Genomic DNA, 16,476 nt, shown 5'->3' with positions numbered 1-16,476 from the left:
TGGTGCCTCGCCCCCGCTACAGCTGGATCGCATACGCCAGCAGCTTGATGCCCGCCGCAGGTTCCCAGTCGCGCTGCGGCAGCCGCCGAAAGCCCAGCCGCTCGTAGAGGCGATGCGCCGTCCGCATCGCAGCCTGACTGCACAGCACCACGCGTAGCGCGCCGAGTTCCTTCGCCCGTTCGATGACAGCCCTGGTCAACGCCTCGCCCACGCCCTTGCGCCTGGCGCTCGCCGCTACCGCGAGCATCCGGAACTCCAGCTCGCCTTCGCGGCACAGCTCCGCGTAGGGCGTGCCGGGCAGCGCGATGGTCACCGTCCCCAGCGGCTCGTCGGTATCGTCGGTGGCCACCAGCAGCTCGCCGTCGCGATAGCGGCGGGCGGCGTCACGAAGCTCCTCGGCGTAGGACTGGGCCTGCGGGTAGTCGAGAAACCCGTCGACCCGGTAGGCCGCCAGGGTCAGCTCGCCGACCGCGGTCAACTCCTGCGGCCGCGCGGCCCGTACGACGATGTCACTCATCGCTGCCCGTCCCCTCGTCGGTGACCTCGGCCACCTGCCTGGCCGCGTCCGGTCCGCTGTCGAGCAACACCCGGAAGCCGTTCTCGTCCAGCACCGGCACCTTGAGCTGTACCGCCTTGTCGTACTTCGACCCGGGAGCCTCACCCACGACGACGAAAGCGGTCTTCTTGGACACCGAGCCCGCGGCCTTGCCCCCGCGCGCCATGATCGCCTCCTTGGCCTCCTCGCGGGAGAACTGCTCGAGCGAGCCGGTGACGACGATGGAGAGGCCCTGCAGGTTGCGCGGCACCGAGGTGTCGCGTTCCTGCTCCATGCGCACGCCCGCGCGGCGCCACTTCTGCACGATCTCGCGGTGCCAGTCGACGGCGAACCATTCCCGCACCGCCTGCGCGATGGTGGGGCCGACGCCGTCGACCTGCGCCAGTTGTTCCTCGTCGGCCTGCTCGACGGCGTCGACTGAGCCGAACTCCCTCGCCAGTGCCTGCGCCGCCGTGGGACCGACGTGCCGGATGGACAGCGCGACCAGCACCTTCCACAGTGGACGGTCCTTGGCCGAGTCGAGATTGGCGAGCAGCCTCGCCCCGTTGGCCGACAACTCGCCCGACTTGGTGACGAACAGATCCACCCGCTTGAGCTTGCCCTCGTCGAGGTCGAAGACGTCGCCCTCGTCGGTGAGTACCCCCGACCGCAGCAGCGCGCCCGCCGCCTCCCAGCCGAGCACCTCGATGTCGAAGGCGCCACGCCCGGCGAGGTGGAACAGCCGCTCCCGAAGCTGCGCCGGACACGACCGCGCGTTGGGACAGCGGATGTCGGCGTCGCCCTCCTTCTCGTAGGCCAGCCGGGTGCCGCACTCCGGACAGTGCGTCGGCATGACGAACTCTCGCTCGTCGCCGGTGCGCACATCGACGACAGGGCCGAGGACCTCCGGGATGACGTCTCCTGCCTTGCGGATCACGACGCGGTCGCCGATCAGCACGCCCTTGCGTTTGACCTCCTCGGCGTTGTGCAGCGTCGCCATGGCCACCGTCGAGCCCGCGACCTTCACCGGCTCCATCACCGCGTACGGGGTGACCCGTCCGGTCCTGCCGACGTTGACGCGGATGTCCAGCAGCGTCGTGTTGGCTTCCTCCGGCGGGTACTTGTAGGCGATGGCCCACCGCGGCGCGCGTGAGGTCGCGCCGAGCCTGCGTTGCAGGGCTATCTGGTCGACCTTGATCACCACGCCGTCGATCTCGTACTCGGCGTCGTGCTTGTGCTCGCCCCAGTACTCGATGTGCCCGACGAGCCCTTCGGCGGTCTCGATGACCGTGGTGTGCGACGACACCGGCATGCCCCACGCCGCCAGCGCCTCGTAGGCCTGCGACTGCGACTGCGGGTCGAAGCCGACGCGCTTGCCGAAGCCGTGGCAGAGCATGCGCAACGGGCGGGTCCTGGTGACCTTCGGGTCCTTCTGCCGCAGCGACCCGGCGGCCGCGTTACGGGGGTTGGCGAACGGTGGTTTGCCCGCCGCGACCAGGCCCGCGTTGAGGTCGGCGAACTCGCCCACCCGGAAGTACACCTCGCCCCGGATCTCGATCAGTTCGGGCACCGGGTACTTGTCGCTGTCCAGGAGCCTGTCCGGCACGTCCTGCAGGGTGCGCACGTTCAGCGTGACGTCCTCACCGGTGCGGCCGTCACCCCTGGTCAACGCCCGGGTGAGGCTGCCGTTCTCGTAGAGCAGGTTGACGGCCAGCCCGTCGATCTTCAGCTCACACAGGTAGCGCGCCTGGTCGCCGACCTCCCGCTCGACCCTGTCGACCCACGCCCGCAGCTCCTCGTAGTCGAAGGCGTTGTCCAGGCTGAGCATCCGCTCGAGGTGGTCGTAGGCGTTGAACTCGGTGGAGAACATGCCGCCGACGTTCTGGGTCGGTGAATCCGGCGACGACAGCCCGGGATGTTCGGCCTCCATGCGCTCCAGCTCTCGCATGAGCTGGTCGAAGGCGGCGTCGGAGATCGTAGGGGCGTCCAGCACGTAGTAGCGGAACTGGTGATTCCTGACCTCCTCCGCCAGCGCGGCGTGCCGCTCGCGCAGGTCGGCGGGAACGTCCTTGATGTCCTCGGCCACCTGGTCGGTCTCCGCGATGACCGCGAGGTCGTCTTCACTGCTCACAGGTCCGTAGCCTAGTCAGCGCCGCCGACATTTCCGGCGAGGCCGAGCACCACGTCACGCAGTTGAAGCAGGGTGATGGTTCCCTCGGGTTCGGCGACGGCCGTCTCCACCCTGCGCAGCCGCTCCGCGGCCAGTCGCTCGCCGAGCGTCGCGTCCAGCGGCAGGAACGTCATCGCCGTCCTCGCCTGCTGTCGCAGGTCGGCGAGCACGGGGTGGTACACGGCGACGTCCACCACCCGTTCCTCCTCGTCCACCTGCGCGACCACCCGGACGTCGGCAAGCGACACCCGATGCTCGCCCAGGTTCACGGTCACCTCGGTGGGGTCGGGCACCGGTGGCACCGAGTCGTGGTACTCCCACACCGCGTCGTCGGCGGGGGCGGCCGCCTTCCACGCGTCGGTGTAGGGCCGAAGGAGCGGGTCCTCCTGGCCGCTCACGACAAGTGCGTAGATCGCCCGCTGCCCGCGTTCGAGCGAGAACTGCAGGTTCGGGTGCAGTGCCGCGACGGCCTCGCACAGTGACGCCTCGGCCCTGCGTGGCTCGCCGTCGCCGAGTGCCGCGCTGATCTCGGGCAGCAACTCCCGCCAGCGGCGCCAGAACGTGGCCGCAGCAGCCGCCGGGTCCTGGTGAACCGGCTGGTCGGGCCACGGCGTGCGTGGATCCACGAGCTCGGACCTGCGCTTGCGAAACAGTCGCATGCTGCGAGTACTACCAGCCCTCGACAGGCTCCACGAACGCTTTGCCCAGATCCCGCGTCAGCGACAACGCCCTGCGCAGCCACCCCTCGCCTGCGTCCGCGAGCCCGCAGGCGGGTGTCGGCACGGCACGCTCGGCGAGGACGTCCCTGCCGAAACCGAGCCGGTCCACCAGCCGCAGCGCGGGGCCTGCCAGTTCGCGCAGGTCGTCACGCCCCGGCTGCGGCGGCTGCGAAGGCACCAGCCCCAGCAACAGCGTCGTTCCCGCGTCCCACGCCTCGCCGAGTTCGTCGAGCATCGTGCCGGGTGCCCCGTCCAGCACGGTGGCATCCAGCGAGATCGCTCCCGCTCCGGCCGACCGCAGCAGTCCCACCGGCGGGCGCGGCGCGCAGCAGTGCACGATCACCGGCTGCCCGGTCATGCTCTCGGCCGCCGACACCACCCTGGCGAGCAGGTCCCGCGCCTCGGGCTGCGGCACCGAATCCACGGTGCCGTAGCCGGAAGGCGTGGAAAGCGAGCCCGCGAGCACGTCGGGAAGTGTCGGCTCGTCGAGCTGGACGACCACCGACGCACCCGTGCGCTCGGCGACCTCCGCGACGTGGGAGCGCAGGCCTTCCACAAGCGACTCGGTGAAGTCACGGGTGGCTCCGTGGTCGGTGAGCACCCGGTGGCCCCGCGCGAGTTCGACGCCTGCCGCCAGCGTCCACGGTCCGGCGAGCTGTATCTTCACCAGCCGCGGCCTGCTGCGCAGTGCGGCCTCGGCGAACGCGTCGATGTCCCAGCGAAGCAGGTCCACGGCACGCCGGTGATGCCGTCCCGGCCTCGGCGCGACACGGTAACCGCTGACGACCACCTCCACCGCCAGGTCGACCAGCAGCGCCGAGGTACGTCCGATCAGGTCAGCGCCGACACCCCGTGCGGGCAGCTCCGGCAGGTGCGGGAAGTCGGGCAGTTCACCGAGCACGATCTCGGCGGCCTCGGCAGAATCCGTGCCCGGCATCGAGCCGATACCGGTGGCGGCTGCCGGGGGCCACGCTTGTTCGGTCACACCCGAGATTGTGCCCCGGCGACGCCGCCGTTTCGCCGCCGGGGCACGGCCGTTCGGGTGTCTCGCTGAGGGGGCCGCTGACGCGTACCGTCTTGGGTATCCGCGCCCGCTTCGGACATGGGGAGGTGAGACGCATGAGAGTGGCACTCGCGCAGACCGACTGTCGGCTCGGCGACGTGGAGGGCAACCTGGTCGATGCCGAACGGATCATCAAGGACGCCGCCGCCGACGACGCGGACCTCGTGGTGTTTCCCGAACTGAGTCTCACCGGGTACGCGCTGGGGCAACTCGCCGACGACATCTCGCTCTGGCCGGACGACCCTCGGCTCGCCGACCTCGCGCGGCACGGGCCCGACGTGGTGATCGGGCTGCTCGAGGACGGTCGGATCCGGCGGCACAACTCGGCGCTGTACCTGTCCGGCGGCCAGCTGGTCCACAACCACCGCAAGCTGTACCTGCCCAACTACCTGATCTGGGAGGAACGCAAGCACGCCAGCCCCGGCCAGCACATGCGGGCGTTCGACACCAAGCACGGCAGGTTCGCCACTCTCATCTGCAACGACGCGTGGCAGCCGATGCTGCCGTGGCTGGCGGCGCAGGACGGTGCGGAGCTGTTGATCGTGCCCGCCAACAGCGCGGCGAAGCTCACCGGTGGTTCGTTCGACCCTGCCGAGTACTGGCACGACCTGCTCACCTTCACCGCGCGGATGCAGCAGTGCTGGGTGCTGTTCGTCAACCGTGTCGGTGACGAGGCGGGCGTGCGGTTCTGGGGTGGTTCGCGGGTGCTGGATCCGTGGGGCTCCGTGGTTGCGACGGCCGCGACCTGGGACGAGGCTCTCACGATCGTCGACATCGATCCGGCGGCGGTGCGCAGGCGCAGGCGGGAGATCCCGCTGCTCGCCGACGCGCGGCTGGGCCTGCTGCGGCGAGAACTGGAACGCCTGATCAACGAGAGCGGAGACGACTGACCGGCAGCCTAAGCAGGCGCTCAGTGATGTCGGTCTCACCGGACTCCTGTCCGGGCGTGCGACCTGCTCTGATCGTGGGATGGAACCGCGCGAGGACGACAACAGCCGCCACTGGACCGAGCCCGGCGTGTACTCGGTGGCTCCCGGGGTGTACCGCATCCCGCTGCCGCTTCCGCACGACGCGCTGCGAGCGGTGAACATCTACGCCATCACCAGCGGCGACTCGCTCGTACTCATCGATTCCGGTTGGGCTCTGGACGAGGCCCACCAGCAACTGGAGGCCGCGCTGCGGGGGCTGGGCGCGGGCCTGGCCGATGTCAGCCAGTTCCTCATCACGCACGTGCACCGCGACCACTACACGCTCGCCGTAGCGCTGCGCAGGAAGTTCGGCGGCCGGATTGCGCTCGGCATGCTGGAGGAGCCCTCGCTGAAGATCACCGCGGACCCGTCGAGCAGGCCGATGGCGGCGCAGGTGCGGCTGCTGCGTGAAGCGGGCGGCGAGGCAGTGGTCGAGGCGCTGACGCGGGTGTTCGGTGACAGGCGGCCCGCCACCGACGAGAGTTACTGGGAGGACCCCGACGAGTGGCTGACACCGGGCAGGCGCACCGTGCACGTGGGCAGGGAACTCGACGTGGTTCACACCCCCGGCCACACGGCGGGCCATGTCGTGTTCGCCGACGACGCGGCGGGGCTGCTCTTCTCCGGCGATCATGTGCTGCCGCACATCACGCCGTCGATCGGGTTCCAGCCCGCACCCTCGCAACTGCCGTTGCGTGACTACCTCGGCTCACTGCGGCTGGTGCGGGCGATGCCGGACAGGCGACTGCTGCCCGCGCACGGCCCCGTCTCGCCCAGCGTGCACGCGCGGGTGGACGAGTTGCTGGCCCACCACGAGCAGCGACTCACCGAGATCGGCGAGACCGTCGCAGGTGGCGCGGCCACCGCCTACGAGTCGGCGCTTCGGCTGACGTGGACGCGAAGGCAGCACGCGCTGGCGGACCTCGACGCGTTCAACCAGATGCTCGCGGTGCTGGAGACCGCGGCCCACCTGGACCTGCTCGTGCTGCAGGGCAAGCTCGCCGCGATCAAAACCGAAGGGGTGCGCCACTACACCCTTCCCTGAACCCCCGCGAGTCCCCCGTTCCCGTCGGCGAGTCCTGCGTTCCCGTCGGCGAGTTCCCCGGTCCCGACCGCGAGTTCCGCGCTCCACCCGACACCAGACCCGCGTCCCGCCTGGAGCACACGAGCTGTCGACGGAGCTGCTACGTGCCGCGAAAGCCGAGGCGGCGGCCCGAGGAGAAACGCTGAAGGAGTTCCTCACCCGCGCGGTGGTGCACGAACTCGGCACCTTCCCCACGTCCGAGAAACACACGATGGTGCGGCTACCGCTGGTGAGCAGCGCCGCCCCGGCACGGTCAACACCACCAACGCGGGCATCGAAGCAGTCTTCACCTCGGAGGAAGCCGAAAAGCACGGGAATTGCTGATGCTGCTCGATGTCGGTGTGTCTGGCTTGCCGCTGTCTGGGCAGGGCATGCCCACCACCCACGCGTCGCGTCGTGGTTCACCGAGCACGACGGCGAACTGTTCTTGTGCAGGGTCGCGCAGCTGGGCTTGCTGAGACTCCTGTCCCACCCCGCCGTGCTGGGTGAAGACGTCCTGGCGCCAACCGACGCGTGGAAGGTTCTTGACATGCTTCGCAGCGACGACCGAGTGCGCTGGGCCGGTGAGCCGACGCAGCTGGAGCATGTCTGGCGAGCGATCTCGGCCCGCACCGACAACAGCCACAAACTCTGGACCGACGACTATCTGGCGGCGTTCGCGCAGGCAGCGGAAACACACTGGTCACATTGGACACCCGGTTCGCGAGGCGCTATCCGTCGATCACCGTCGACACACTGCCCGAGACGTGAGTAACCCGGCAGTCACGACGCGGCGAACCGGTCCCGCAGCTCCCGCTTGAGGATCTTGCCGGAGGCGTTGCGCGGCAGGTCCTCCACGAAGCGAACCGCCTTGGGCAGTTTGAACGACGACAGCTTGCCCCGCACGTGGCCGAGCAGTTCGTCCTCACCGACTTCACCCTTGGGCACCACGACGGCTGTGATCGCCTCGATCCACTTCTCGTCCGGCAGCCCGATCACGGCCACCTCGCCGACGGCGGGGTGGGTGTAGAGCGCGTCCTCCACCTCGCGCGAGGCGACCAGCACGCCACCGGTGTTGATCACGTCCTTGATCCGGTCGACGACGTAGAGGTAGCCCTCCTCGTCGATGCGCACCAGGTCACCGGAGTGGAACCAGCCGTCACGGAAGGCCTCCTCGGTCTCCTGCGGCTTGTCCCAGTAGCCCTCGCACAACTGCGGCGACCGGTAGACGACCTCCCCCTGCTCACCGGGCGCGACGTCGTTGCCGTCGGGATCGACGACCCGAAGCTCCACGAACAACACCGGCCTGCCCGCCGAATCCGGGCGCTGTTGGTGCTCCTCGGGACGCAGCACGGTGGCAAGCGGCGCGATCTCCGACTGGCCGAAACAGTTGTAGAAACCCAACTCCGGCATGGCCTCGCGCAGCCGCTCCAGCACCGGGCCCGGCATGATCGAGGCGCCGTAGTAGGCCTTGCGCAGCGCCGAAAGGTCGTGCTCGCCGAACTCGGGATGGTTGGCCAGCGCGACCCACAACGTCGGAGCCGCGAAGAACGCGCCGTGCCGGTCGGCGGAGAGCCTGCGCAGGATCTCGTTCGGATCGGGCACCTCGAGCAGCGTGTTGGTGGCACCGACGGCGAGCCACGGCATGAGGAACACGTGCAGTTGCGCACTGTGGTAGAGCGGCATGACGTGCAGCGGGGCGTCGTGCTCGGTGAGGTCGAGATCGACAAGGCAGGACACGTACTCGTGAACCAGCGCCCTGTGGGTCATCATCGCGCCCTTTGGCCGCGACGTGGTCCCCGAGGTGTACAGCAACTGAGCCAGATCGGTGTCGGCCACCTCGACGTCGAGCGAGGGCGCCGTCGATTCGCGCGCCACCTCCAGCAGGCTGCCCTCGGCATCGCGAAGCGGCAGGACGTGCTTCAGCGCAAGGCCGAGCGCGTCGACGTTGCCCCGCAGCCCCGGGTCCACCAGCGCGACACTGCTTCCGGACTGCTCGACCAAGTAGCCCAGCTCGTCGCCGGTGAGGTTGAAGTTCACCGGCACGTGCACCAGACCGGCCCTGGCGCAGGCCAGGAAACCGATGAGGTAGGCGTCGGAGTTCTTGCCGTAGGCGGCCACCCGGTCGCCGTGGCGCAGACCGAGCGAGAGCAGGTGCGCCGCCGCCCTGGTGACCGCGGCGTCGAGCTCACGATAGGTCCATTCCCGCTCCGCGAACCGCAGTGCCGTCCGGTTCGGCACCCGCGCGGCGCTTCGCCGCAGGACGTCGGACACCGTGCTGGACCTGAGCATGCTCGTCATCGAGTTCCTCCCGCCAACCCTCGGCGCCGTGGTCACGCCGTGGCAGCGATCCTCGCACTGCCCAGCACCAGGTCGCCAGCCTCGCCTTCGTCCCGATACAGCACCGCGACCTGGCCGGGAGCGACCCCACTCAGCGGTTCCCGCAGCCGCACGGTCACCTCCCCGTCCGCGGCCTCCGCGACGGCACGCGCCGTACCACCGTGGGCACGCACCTGCACAACGCACTCGGTCGGACCCTCGAGCGGGCACCCGCTCGGCCAGATCGGCCGCTCGCCGTCGATGCGGGTCACCTCCAGCCGGTTCGCCGAACCGACCTTCACCGTGCCCGACACCGGCTCCAGCGAGAGCACGTACCTCGGCCTGCCGTCGGGTGCGGGCTTGTCGATGCCGAGCCCCTTGCGCTGGCCCACGGTGAACCCGTGCACCCCGGTGTGCCTGCCGAGCACCGCCCCGGTCTCGGCGTCGACGAGGTCGCCAGGGCTCTCGCCCAGCCTGGACTCCAGGAACTTCCTGGTGTCGCCGTCGGGAATGAAGCAGATGTCGTGGCTGTCGGGTTTCTCGGCGACGGCGAGCCCGCGCTCGGCCGCCTCGGCGCGAACATCGGACTTGCGGGACCCGCCGAGCGGGAACATGGCGTGCCGCAACTGCTCGGGCCGCAGCGAGGCCAGCACGTACGACTGGTCCTTGCCCTCGTCCGCGCTACGCCGAAGCTGCGGTCGACCGTCCACGACCTCCAGCCGTGCGTAGTGTCCCGTGCACACCGCGTCGAAGCCGAGCGCCATCGCCTTGTCGAGCAGCGCCTCGAACTTGATCTTCTCGTTGCAGGTGACGCACGGGTTCGGGGTGCGGCCCGCCGCGTACTCCCCCACGAAGGTCTCCACGACCTCCTCGGTGAAGCGCTCCGCGAAGTCCCACACGTAGAACGGGATGCCAAGGATGTCGGCCGCCCGCCGCGCGTCGTGGGCGTCCTCGATCGTGCAGCAGCCGCGCGCTCCCGTGCGCAGCGTGCCGGGTTTCGCCGAAAGTGCCAGGTGCACGCCCACGACGTCGTGTCCGGCCTCCACGGCGCGGGCGGCGGCGACGGCCGAGTCGACCCCACCGCTCATCGCGGCCAGTACCCGCATCGGCTACCCCTCCTGCTCGGGCTTGTGCTTGCGCATGCCTGCGAGCCCGGCCTGCCGGGCCCTGGCGACGACCGCGCCGATCTCCCTGCTCACCGCTTCGATGTCGGCGCTGGTGGAGGTGTGCCCCAGGGAGAATCGCAGCGAACCGCGTGCCGAGGCGGCGTCCGCGCCCATCGCCAGCAACACGTGGCTGGGCTCGGCGACTCCAGCCGTGCACGCCGATCCGGTGGAACACTCGATGCCCTTGGCGTCCAGCAGCATCAGCAGGCTGTCTCCCGCGCAACCCGGGAAGGTGAAGTGCGCGATGCCCGGCAACCTGCTGTCGGCGGCGTCGGCGGGCGGGCCGTTGAGCACGGCGTCGGGGACCTCGCGCAACACGGCATCGATCAGGTCGTCGCGCAGCTTGGTGAGCGCGCAGAAGTGCTCGGCCTGCTTCTCGACAGCCGCGCGAACCGCGGTGGCGAACGCGTGGATCGCGGGAACATCGAGCGTCCCCGACCGTACCTCTCGCTCCTGACCGCCGCCGTGCAACAGCGGAACGCACGGCGTCTCCCGATCCAGCAACAGCGCCCCGATGCCGTACGGTCCACCGATCTTGTGCCCGGTCAGTGTCAGCGCGCTCACGCCGCTGGCGGCGAAACCGACCTCCACGGCACCGACCGCCTGCACGGCGTCGGTGTGCATCGGGATGCCGTGTTCGGCGCAGATCGCGGCGAGTTCGGCCACCGGGTTCACGGTGCCGACCTCGTTGTTGGCCCACATCACCGTGACCAGTGCGACCTGGTCGGGTGCGCTCTCGATCGCGGCACGCAACGTGTCGGGCCGCACACTTCCGTGCTCGTCGACCTCCAGCCAGGTGACCTCGGCGTCCGCGTGGTCGCCGAGCCACCGTACGGCATCGAGCACCGCGTGATGCTCCACGGAACTGGCGAGCACGCGGCGGCGAGCCGGGTCCGCACGCTTTCGCGCCCAGTAGATGCCCTTGACCGCGAGGTTGTCGCTTTCGGTACCACCACCGGTGAAGATCACCTCGGATGGCCGCGCGCCCATCGCGTCGGCAAGGGTCTCGCGCGCCTCCTCCACGACCCTGCGTGCCCTTCGCCCTGATGAGTGCAGCGACGACGCGTTGCCCAGCGTGGACAGCGCGTCGGTCATCGCCGCGAGGGACTCCGGCGACATCGGGGTGGTCGCCGCGTGGTCGAGGTAGGTCATCGCCTTTCCAGGGTAGTCGTGCCGCGAGGGCAGGTACTGCGGCACCACCGACCCGGCCGGCGCGCCGAGCGGTGCGGCTTTCGGCTTACCTGTCTCGCCCGGCGCCGCTTCGCGGGCGCCCGTGCCGTCCCGGTGGCTGCGCGACCGGCGCGCGGTCGGCATTCGCGCCGGTCGCGCAGCCGTTACGGGATACCGGCGAGGGAGGTGTCCAGCGCGTGCTGCGGCAGTTCGTTGTCAACCATCTGCCCGCCGAGGTAGGCGGCGTAGGCCGGCAGGTCGAGGTGGGCGTGCCCGCAGAGGGCGGTGAGGATGACCTTCTCCTCACCGGTCTCCTTGCACCTGAGAGCTTCGCGCATGCAGGCGGCGAGCGCGTGGGTCGGCTCGGGAGCCGGGATGATCCCCTCAGTGCGGGCGAACCGCACGCCTGCCGCGAAGCACTCCTGCTGCGGCACGGCGAGAGCGTCGATGAGGCCGAGCTCGTAGATGTGCGACAGCAGCGGCGACATGCCGTGATAACGCAGCCCGCCTGCGTGGATAGGGTCGGGGATGAACCCGTGGCCCAGCGTGTGCATCTTCAGCAGCGGTGTGAGGCCCGCGGTGTCGCCGAAGTCGTAGGCGTAGCGGCCCCTGGTGAGCGAGGGGCAGGCGGCCGGTTCGACCGCGCGGATGTCCACGTCCATCCTGCCTGCCAGCTTCTCCCGCAGGAACGGGAACGCCAGCCCGCCGAAGTTGGAGCCACCCCCGGTGCAGCCGACGATGACGTCCGGCGTGTCCTCGGCGAGCTGGAACTGCTTGATGGCCTCCTCGCCGATCACCGTCTGGTGCAGCAGGACGTGGTTGAGCACGCTGCCGAGCGCGTAGCGGGCGTCGGGGTCGCCTGCCGCCTTCTCGACGGCCTCGCTGATGGCGATGCCGAGGCTGCCGGTGGAGTCGGGGTTCTCGGCCAGGATCTTGCGGCCGGCTTCGGTCAGCTCGGACGGGCTCGGGTGCAGCGTCGCCCCGAAGGTCTCCATCATGATCTTGCGGTAGGGCTTTTGGTCGTAGGAGGCGCGCACCTGCCACACCTCGCAGTCGAGCCCGTAGGTGGCGCAGGCGAATGCAAGCGCACTGCCCCACTGCCCGGCGCCGGTTTCGGTGGTCAGCCGCGTGACGCCCTCCGCGGAGTTGTAGAACGCCTGCGGCACCGCCGTGTTCGGCTTGTGGGAGCCGACCGGGCTCACGCCCTCGTACTTGTAGTAGATGCGGGCGGGGGTGTCGAGCAGCTTCTCCAACCTGCGGGCGCGAAACAGCGGGGAGGGCCGCCACAGCCGGTAGACGTCGATGACCTCGCCAGGGATGTCGACATAGCGCTCGGTGGTCACCTCCTGCTCGATGAGGGCCTGCGGGAAGAGCGGCGCGAGGTCGGCAGGCCCCACCGGCTCCCTCGTCGCCGGGTGCAGCGGTGGGGGTGGCGGCTGCGGCAGGTCTGGGACGACGTTGTACCACTGGGTGGGCATGTCTTCCTCGTCGAGCAGGTACTTCGTACGGCCGGCCATCGCGCCTCCACATGGTTCCGCCGGGGTGAGCGATACAACTTCGCTTCCGGGTGACCGTAGTAAAGCGCCCGGGCGTCGCACCAGAGTGAAGGGGGATGTGCATGTGGGTTAAGGCCCTCGGCGGCCCCGGGCGACAATGGGAGCGTGAGCAGGACGATCGACTGGGACGGCGACGCAGTCGTGATCGTGGACCAGTGCGCGCTGCCCGAGAGCTACCGGACGCTGCGGCTGACCACGATCGACGAACTCGTCGACGCCATCAAGCGCCTCGCGGTGCGGGGCGCGCCCGCCCTCGGCGCGGCGGGCGCGCTGGGCGTGGCCATGTCCGCCCGGCTGCACCGGGGCCCCGGCGGCACAACCGGCGCCACCGACGCGACCAACGCGGTCGCTGCCGACGCCGAGCGGCTGGCCAGCGCCAGGCCCACCGCGGTGAACCTGCGCTGGGGTGTGGAGCGCGCGCTCGCCGCCCTGCCACGTGGCGCCGATGCCGTCACCGCCGAGGCGGTGGCCATGCTGACCGAGGACGAGCTGGTCAACAAGCAGGCGTCTCGCAACGCCGCCGACCTCGTGTTGCGGCACTGCTCGCGGCGCCCGCTGCGGCTGCTCACCCACTGCAACACCGGCAGGCTGGCCGCCGTTGACTGGGGAACCGCGCTTGGCGTCGTGCGGCACCTGCACGCTGCCGGGCACGTCGAGTACGTGCTCGCCGACGAGACCCGGCCGCTGCTGCAGGGCTCCCGGTTGACCGCGTGGGAACTCGCAGAGCTGGGCGTGCCCTACCGGCTGCTGCCCGACTCCGCGGCCCCCGCCGCCATGGCCACGGGGCTGGTGGACTGCGTGCTCGTCGGAGCCGACCGCGTCGCCGCCAACGGCGACGTCGCCAACAAGATCGGCACCTACGCCCTTGCGGTCGCGGCGGCCAGGCACCACATCCCGTTCTTCGTGGTGGCACCGGAATCCACTGTGGACCGTGAATTGCCGGACGGCTCGCACATCGTGCTGGAGCAACGGCCCGCCGAGGAAATCACCCACGTCGCGGGCACCCGCGTTGCTCCGCAGGGCGCGCAGGTGTTCAATCCCGCTTTCGACATCACCCCGGCGGAGTTGGTGACCGCCGTGGTCACCGAGCACGGCGTGCTCCACGTGAGGAGTTGAACCGGCGCGTTCACGCCTCGAACGGCAGCCAGGCCAGCTCGGCCAGGGTTTTCTCGTCGTGCACACCGATCCCGGATGTCGACACCACCCACACCTCGTCGCCGACCACGAGCGCGCGCCGGACGGGCAGGCCACGACCGATCGTGCCGAGGTCGGTGAACCGGTGCCCCGCCAGCCGCAGCACCAGCGCGTCGGTGTCGGTGGGCAGCACGAGCAGGCCGGTGGGCTCCCAGTAGAGAAACGCATGGGTCTGCGACTCGACCTGTGCCCTGCCGCCGACGAGTTCGTGCTCGGCGACCTTGCGCGGGCGCGCCGCGTCGGTGACGTCGAACAGCGACACCTGCAGCCCCGTCGTCCTGCCCAGTTCGTCGGCCTCCTGCCCGACACCGAGCAGCTTGCCGTCCGACGCGCGGTGCAGGTAGGCGGAGTACCCGGTGATCTTCAGTTCCCCCACCACCTCGGGATCGGTGGGGTCGGTGAGGTCGAGCGTGTACAGCGGGTCGGTCCTGCGAAACGTCACGACGTAGCCGGTCGTGCCGAAGAAGCGCACCGCATAGATCTGCTCGTTCCTTCCCAGTCCTGCGAGCGAACCGACCTTGGTCAGCGTCGAGCCACTCGCCGCGAGCACGGTCACGACGTTGTCCGATCGCCGCGTGGTGGCCACGCGCAGGTGACCGTCGTGTTCGGACATCGCATACTGGCTGAGCAGGGTGCCCTCCACCGCAGCGGAGGCGACGTGTTCGGCCGGGCCCGCACCGGTGAGGTCGAACCGGTGGATCTCGGTGCGGTAGCCGGTTTCGTGGGCGAGATAGAGACTGCGCGCCGTGCCGTAGACGGTGCCGCCGTCGGCCGCGACCGTCACGGGGTCACCGGTGCCCAGCGGTGCGGTGAGGTCGAAGGTCAGCACGGTCAGGAAGGACGTCGCGGTGTAGGTGTCGGGGTGACTAACGCGGTCGCAGTCGACGAGCCTGCCGCTGCGACTGCCCTGGGGTGTGGTCAGCTCGTAGGAAGGCAACCAGTCGTCGACGGTGGCGGCGTCGAATGCCGGTTCCCCTGGTGGAACGGGGAGTCTGGGCGTCGAGCTGACCACGACGCGTGCGCGGCCGCCTGCCATCCTGGCGTCGACGTAGCCGCCCTCGATCCGCAGCGTGCCGAGAACACGCGCCTGGCCCGACAGCTCGACGAGCGTGATGCTCGTGCCCTGCCCCACCACGAGGGCCCGATCACCGAACAGCAGCAACTCCTCGCCCGCACCACCCGGTAGCCACACTCTGGACGTGGTGCGCCGGTTCGCCACGTCGATGACACGCAGCGTCCCGTCGGCGACGGTGACCACCCTGCGACCGTCGGTCTGCACCAGGTCGGGTTCGGCCACCCCCTGTTCGTGGTTGTTCGTCGTCGAATGCCCCGGTGCGGGTTCGGCGCTGTCCGCGCTGTCGGCGCCACCACCCCGCTCCGCGCCGGCAGGAGCCTGCGGGACAGCGGCCTTGCCGTCGGGGGGCGCCGCGCCCACCTCCCCTTCCGTGATGGCGCCCCGCGTTGGCACGGTCGCGTAGGCCTCCCGCAGCTCTCGCAACACCTGCTCACAGGATTCGAACGCCACGAGCCCGGCCTGTGCCCGCTGGTTCCATAACGGCGGGGCTGCTTCGGGCGAGCCGCAGGCTCCCACCGCGAGCGAAACGGCGGCGAGCCACCAGGCCAAGCGCTTTCTCATGCCGCAACGGACGGAAGTGGCCGCACCTTCGGTTGCACGAGCGGCGCATCGGCCGCGGCGGTTACCGGCCGAGCACCGCGCGAAGCCGGGTGGCGAACGCAGCCGGGTCCTCCACGAAACCGATGTGGCCACCGGGGAACCTGGTGGGTTCCAGATCGAGTAGTTCGGCCAGTGCGACAGAGGTGCGCTCGCAGAGCTGGCCGCCGGATTCCTCGCCGATGCCCACCACGATGCGGGTGGCGGTCGACCGCAAGGCGACCGGATCGGGCCGCCACCTGGTCGTCGGGCGCAGCATGTGCGCATGCTGGTAGTGCTCGTCGGCGACCTGCTGTGCGGTGCGTTCTCCCCCTGCCAGCTGCTGGAAAACCTCCTCGGGCAGCTGGATGCAGGCCAGTTCGAGGAACTTGCGCCAGGCGCCCTCGACATCGCCACGCAGGTGGGTCGCCACGATCTCCTCGGTCGCCGCATGCAATCGATCGCGGTCGTCGAGCAGGTCGTTCAGCGGTGGCTCGTGGGCGATCACGGTGTGTACGAGGTCGGGACGGACCTGCGCGAGTGCCAGCGCGCTCACCGCACCGCCGCTGGAACCGAGGACCACGGCGGGCCCACCCCCGACGTGCGACAACAGGCCGGCCAGGTCCGCGGCCCGCGACTGCGGTGTCGAATCGGCGTGGGGGTCGTCCAGCACGCTTCGGTTGATGCCTCTCGGATCGGTGGTGATCACGGTGTGGTCGGTGGCGAGCAGGTCGGCCAGCGGCGCGAACGACATCGCGTCCATCGGCGCGCCGACCAGCAACGCGACCGGCCCGTTGCCGCGCATCTCGTAGTACAGCCGCGCATCGGCTACCCGCAGGGTGGCGATCGTGCTGGGGTTGCTCATTGAACTCCTCCGTTTCGACATTCGATGTTCGGTCGCG

Annotated in this window: 14 protein-coding genes; 4 read left to right on the top strand and 10 right to left on the bottom strand. The window is 70.0% G+C overall.

Annotation, left to right across the window (positions count from 1 at the left end; genetic code table 11):
- Nucleotides 1–16: 16 nt before the first annotated feature.
- From SACMADRAFT_RS06135 to SACMADRAFT_RS06120, 4 genes are read right to left on the bottom strand one after another with little or no spacing between them, the layout of a single operon-like run.
- Complete coding sequence (locus tag SACMADRAFT_RS06135; protein WP_009152921.1) at nt 17–517, bottom strand: GNAT family N-acetyltransferase; 501 nt, start codon at nt 515–517, stop codon at nt 17–19.
- Nucleotides 510–2,666, bottom strand: coding sequence for an NAD-dependent DNA ligase LigA (gene ligA, locus SACMADRAFT_RS06130; protein WP_009152920.1), 2,157 nt, complete (start codon nt 2,664–2,666; stop codon nt 510–512). The genes SACMADRAFT_RS06135 and ligA overlap by 8 nt, the downstream gene beginning before the upstream one ends.
- A gap of 11 nt (nt 2,667–2,677) precedes the next feature.
- Entirely contained in the window at nt 2,678–3,364 is a 687-nt protein-coding gene (locus SACMADRAFT_RS06125) for a hypothetical protein (protein ID WP_009152919.1), read from the bottom strand.
- Between the two features lie 10 nt (nt 3,365–3,374).
- Nucleotides 3,375–4,409, bottom strand: coding sequence for a methionine synthase (locus tag SACMADRAFT_RS06120; protein ID WP_009152918.1), 1,035 nt, complete (start codon nt 4,407–4,409; stop codon nt 3,375–3,377).
- Nucleotides 4,410–4,543: 134 nt separating this feature from the next.
- On the opposite strand from SACMADRAFT_RS06120, the gene SACMADRAFT_RS06115 reads away from it, so the two are divergent.
- From SACMADRAFT_RS06115 to SACMADRAFT_RS31355, 3 genes are all read left to right on the top strand, one after another.
- Entirely contained in the window at nt 4,544–5,377 is an 834-nt protein-coding gene (locus SACMADRAFT_RS06115) for a nitrilase-related carbon-nitrogen hydrolase (RefSeq protein ID WP_009152917.1), read from the top strand.
- Nucleotides 5,378–5,456: 79 nt separating this feature from the next.
- The gene (locus tag SACMADRAFT_RS06110; protein WP_009152916.1) at nt 5,457–6,500 is read left to right on the top strand and encodes an MBL fold metallo-hydrolase; all 1,044 of its coding nucleotides are present in this window, start codon (nt 5,457–5,459) and stop codon (nt 6,498–6,500) included.
- 250 nt (nt 6,501–6,750) lie between these two features.
- Complete coding sequence (locus tag SACMADRAFT_RS31355; protein ID WP_408640351.1) at nt 6,751–7,293, top strand: TA system VapC family ribonuclease toxin; 543 nt, start codon at nt 6,751–6,753, stop codon at nt 7,291–7,293.
- Between the two features lie 8 nt (nt 7,294–7,301).
- Here the strand turns inward: SACMADRAFT_RS31355 and SACMADRAFT_RS06100 are convergent, their stop codons facing one another.
- From SACMADRAFT_RS06100 to SACMADRAFT_RS06085, 4 genes are all read right to left on the bottom strand, one after another.
- Nucleotides 7,302–8,819 carry an acyl-CoA synthetase gene (locus SACMADRAFT_RS06100; protein WP_009152915.1) on the bottom strand — a complete coding sequence of 506 codons (1,518 nt, stop codon included), beginning with the start codon at nt 8,817–8,819 and terminating at the stop codon, nt 7,302–7,304.
- Nucleotides 8,820–8,851: 32 nt separating this feature from the next.
- A complete protein-coding gene (gene mnmA / locus SACMADRAFT_RS06095; RefSeq protein ID WP_009152914.1) occupies nt 8,852–9,943 on the bottom strand; it encodes a tRNA 2-thiouridine(34) synthase MnmA in 1,092 nt (363 codons plus the stop codon).
- Between the two features lie 3 nt (nt 9,944–9,946).
- Nucleotides 9,947–11,155, bottom strand: coding sequence for a cysteine desulfurase family protein (locus tag SACMADRAFT_RS06090; protein ID WP_040926135.1), 1,209 nt, complete (start codon nt 11,153–11,155; stop codon nt 9,947–9,949).
- Between the two features lie 182 nt (nt 11,156–11,337).
- Nucleotides 11,338–12,690, bottom strand: coding sequence for a TrpB-like pyridoxal phosphate-dependent enzyme (locus tag SACMADRAFT_RS06085; protein WP_009152912.1), 1,353 nt, complete (start codon nt 12,688–12,690; stop codon nt 11,338–11,340).
- 144 nt (nt 12,691–12,834) lie between these two features.
- On the opposite strand from SACMADRAFT_RS06085, the gene mtnA reads away from it, so the two are divergent.
- Nucleotides 12,835–13,845 (top strand): S-methyl-5-thioribose-1-phosphate isomerase, encoded by a 1,011-nt coding sequence (mtnA, locus tag SACMADRAFT_RS06080; protein WP_009152911.1) that lies wholly within the window; start codon nt 12,835–12,837, stop codon nt 13,843–13,845.
- A gap of 10 nt (nt 13,846–13,855) precedes the next feature.
- Here mtnA and SACMADRAFT_RS06075 read toward each other — a convergent pair whose 3' ends face one another.
- Together SACMADRAFT_RS06075 and SACMADRAFT_RS06070 are read right to left on the bottom strand one after the other, a co-directional pair.
- Nucleotides 13,856–15,559, bottom strand: a complete 1,704-nt coding sequence (locus SACMADRAFT_RS06075) for a beta-propeller domain-containing protein (protein ID WP_009152910.1) — start codon at nt 15,557–15,559, stop codon at nt 13,856–13,858.
- 61 nt (nt 15,560–15,620) lie between these two features.
- Entirely contained in the window at nt 15,621–16,439 is an 819-nt protein-coding gene (locus tag SACMADRAFT_RS06070) for an alpha/beta fold hydrolase (RefSeq protein WP_009152909.1), read from the bottom strand.
- Nucleotides 16,440–16,476 lie beyond the last annotated feature (37 nt).

Origin of the sequence: Saccharomonospora marina XMU15, from assembly GCF_000244955.1 — a bacterium.
In the GTDB taxonomy this organism is placed as follows: Bacteria; Actinomycetota; Actinomycetes; order Mycobacteriales; family Pseudonocardiaceae; genus Saccharomonospora_A; species Saccharomonospora_A marina.
Note: the sequence above shows the minus strand (reverse complement) of the source record. Positions and strands in the feature narration are given on the sequence as shown.

What these genes read in the sequence shown, in the direction of transcription:
- SACMADRAFT_RS06135 (WP_009152921.1), bottom strand. Translation starts at nt 517, where the DNA reads ATGAGTGACATCGTCGTACGGGCCGCGCGGCCGCAGGAGTTGACCGCG.
- SACMADRAFT_RS06110 (WP_009152916.1), top strand. Translation starts at nt 5,457, where the DNA reads ATGGAACCGCGCGAGGACGACAACAGCCGCCACTGGACCGAGCCCGGC.
- SACMADRAFT_RS06085 (WP_009152912.1), bottom strand. Translation starts at nt 12,690, where the DNA reads ATGGCCGGCCGTACGAAGTACCTGCTCGACGAGGAAGACATGCCCACC.
- SACMADRAFT_RS31355 (WP_408640351.1), top strand. Translation starts at nt 6,751, where the DNA reads ATGGTGCGGCTACCGCTGGTGAGCAGCGCCGCCCCGGCACGGTCAACA.
- SACMADRAFT_RS06115 (WP_009152917.1), top strand. Translation starts at nt 4,544, where the DNA reads ATGAGAGTGGCACTCGCGCAGACCGACTGTCGGCTCGGCGACGTGGAG.
- SACMADRAFT_RS06075 (WP_009152910.1), bottom strand. Translation starts at nt 15,559, where the DNA reads ATGAGAAAGCGCTTGGCCTGGTGGCTCGCCGCCGTTTCGCTCGCGGTG.
- SACMADRAFT_RS06100 (WP_009152915.1), bottom strand. Translation starts at nt 8,819, where the DNA reads ATGACGAGCATGCTCAGGTCCAGCACGGTGTCCGACGTCCTGCGGCGA.
- mnmA (WP_009152914.1), bottom strand. Translation starts at nt 9,943, where the DNA reads ATGCGGGTACTGGCCGCGATGAGCGGTGGGGTCGACTCGGCCGTCGCC.
- SACMADRAFT_RS06090 (WP_040926135.1), bottom strand. Translation starts at nt 11,155, where the DNA reads ATGACCTACCTCGACCACGCGGCGACCACCCCGATGTCGCCGGAGTCC.
- SACMADRAFT_RS06125 (WP_009152919.1), bottom strand. Translation starts at nt 3,364, where the DNA reads ATGCGACTGTTTCGCAAGCGCAGGTCCGAGCTCGTGGATCCACGCACG.
- SACMADRAFT_RS06070 (WP_009152909.1), bottom strand. Translation starts at nt 16,439, where the DNA reads ATGAGCAACCCCAGCACGATCGCCACCCTGCGGGTAGCCGATGCGCGG.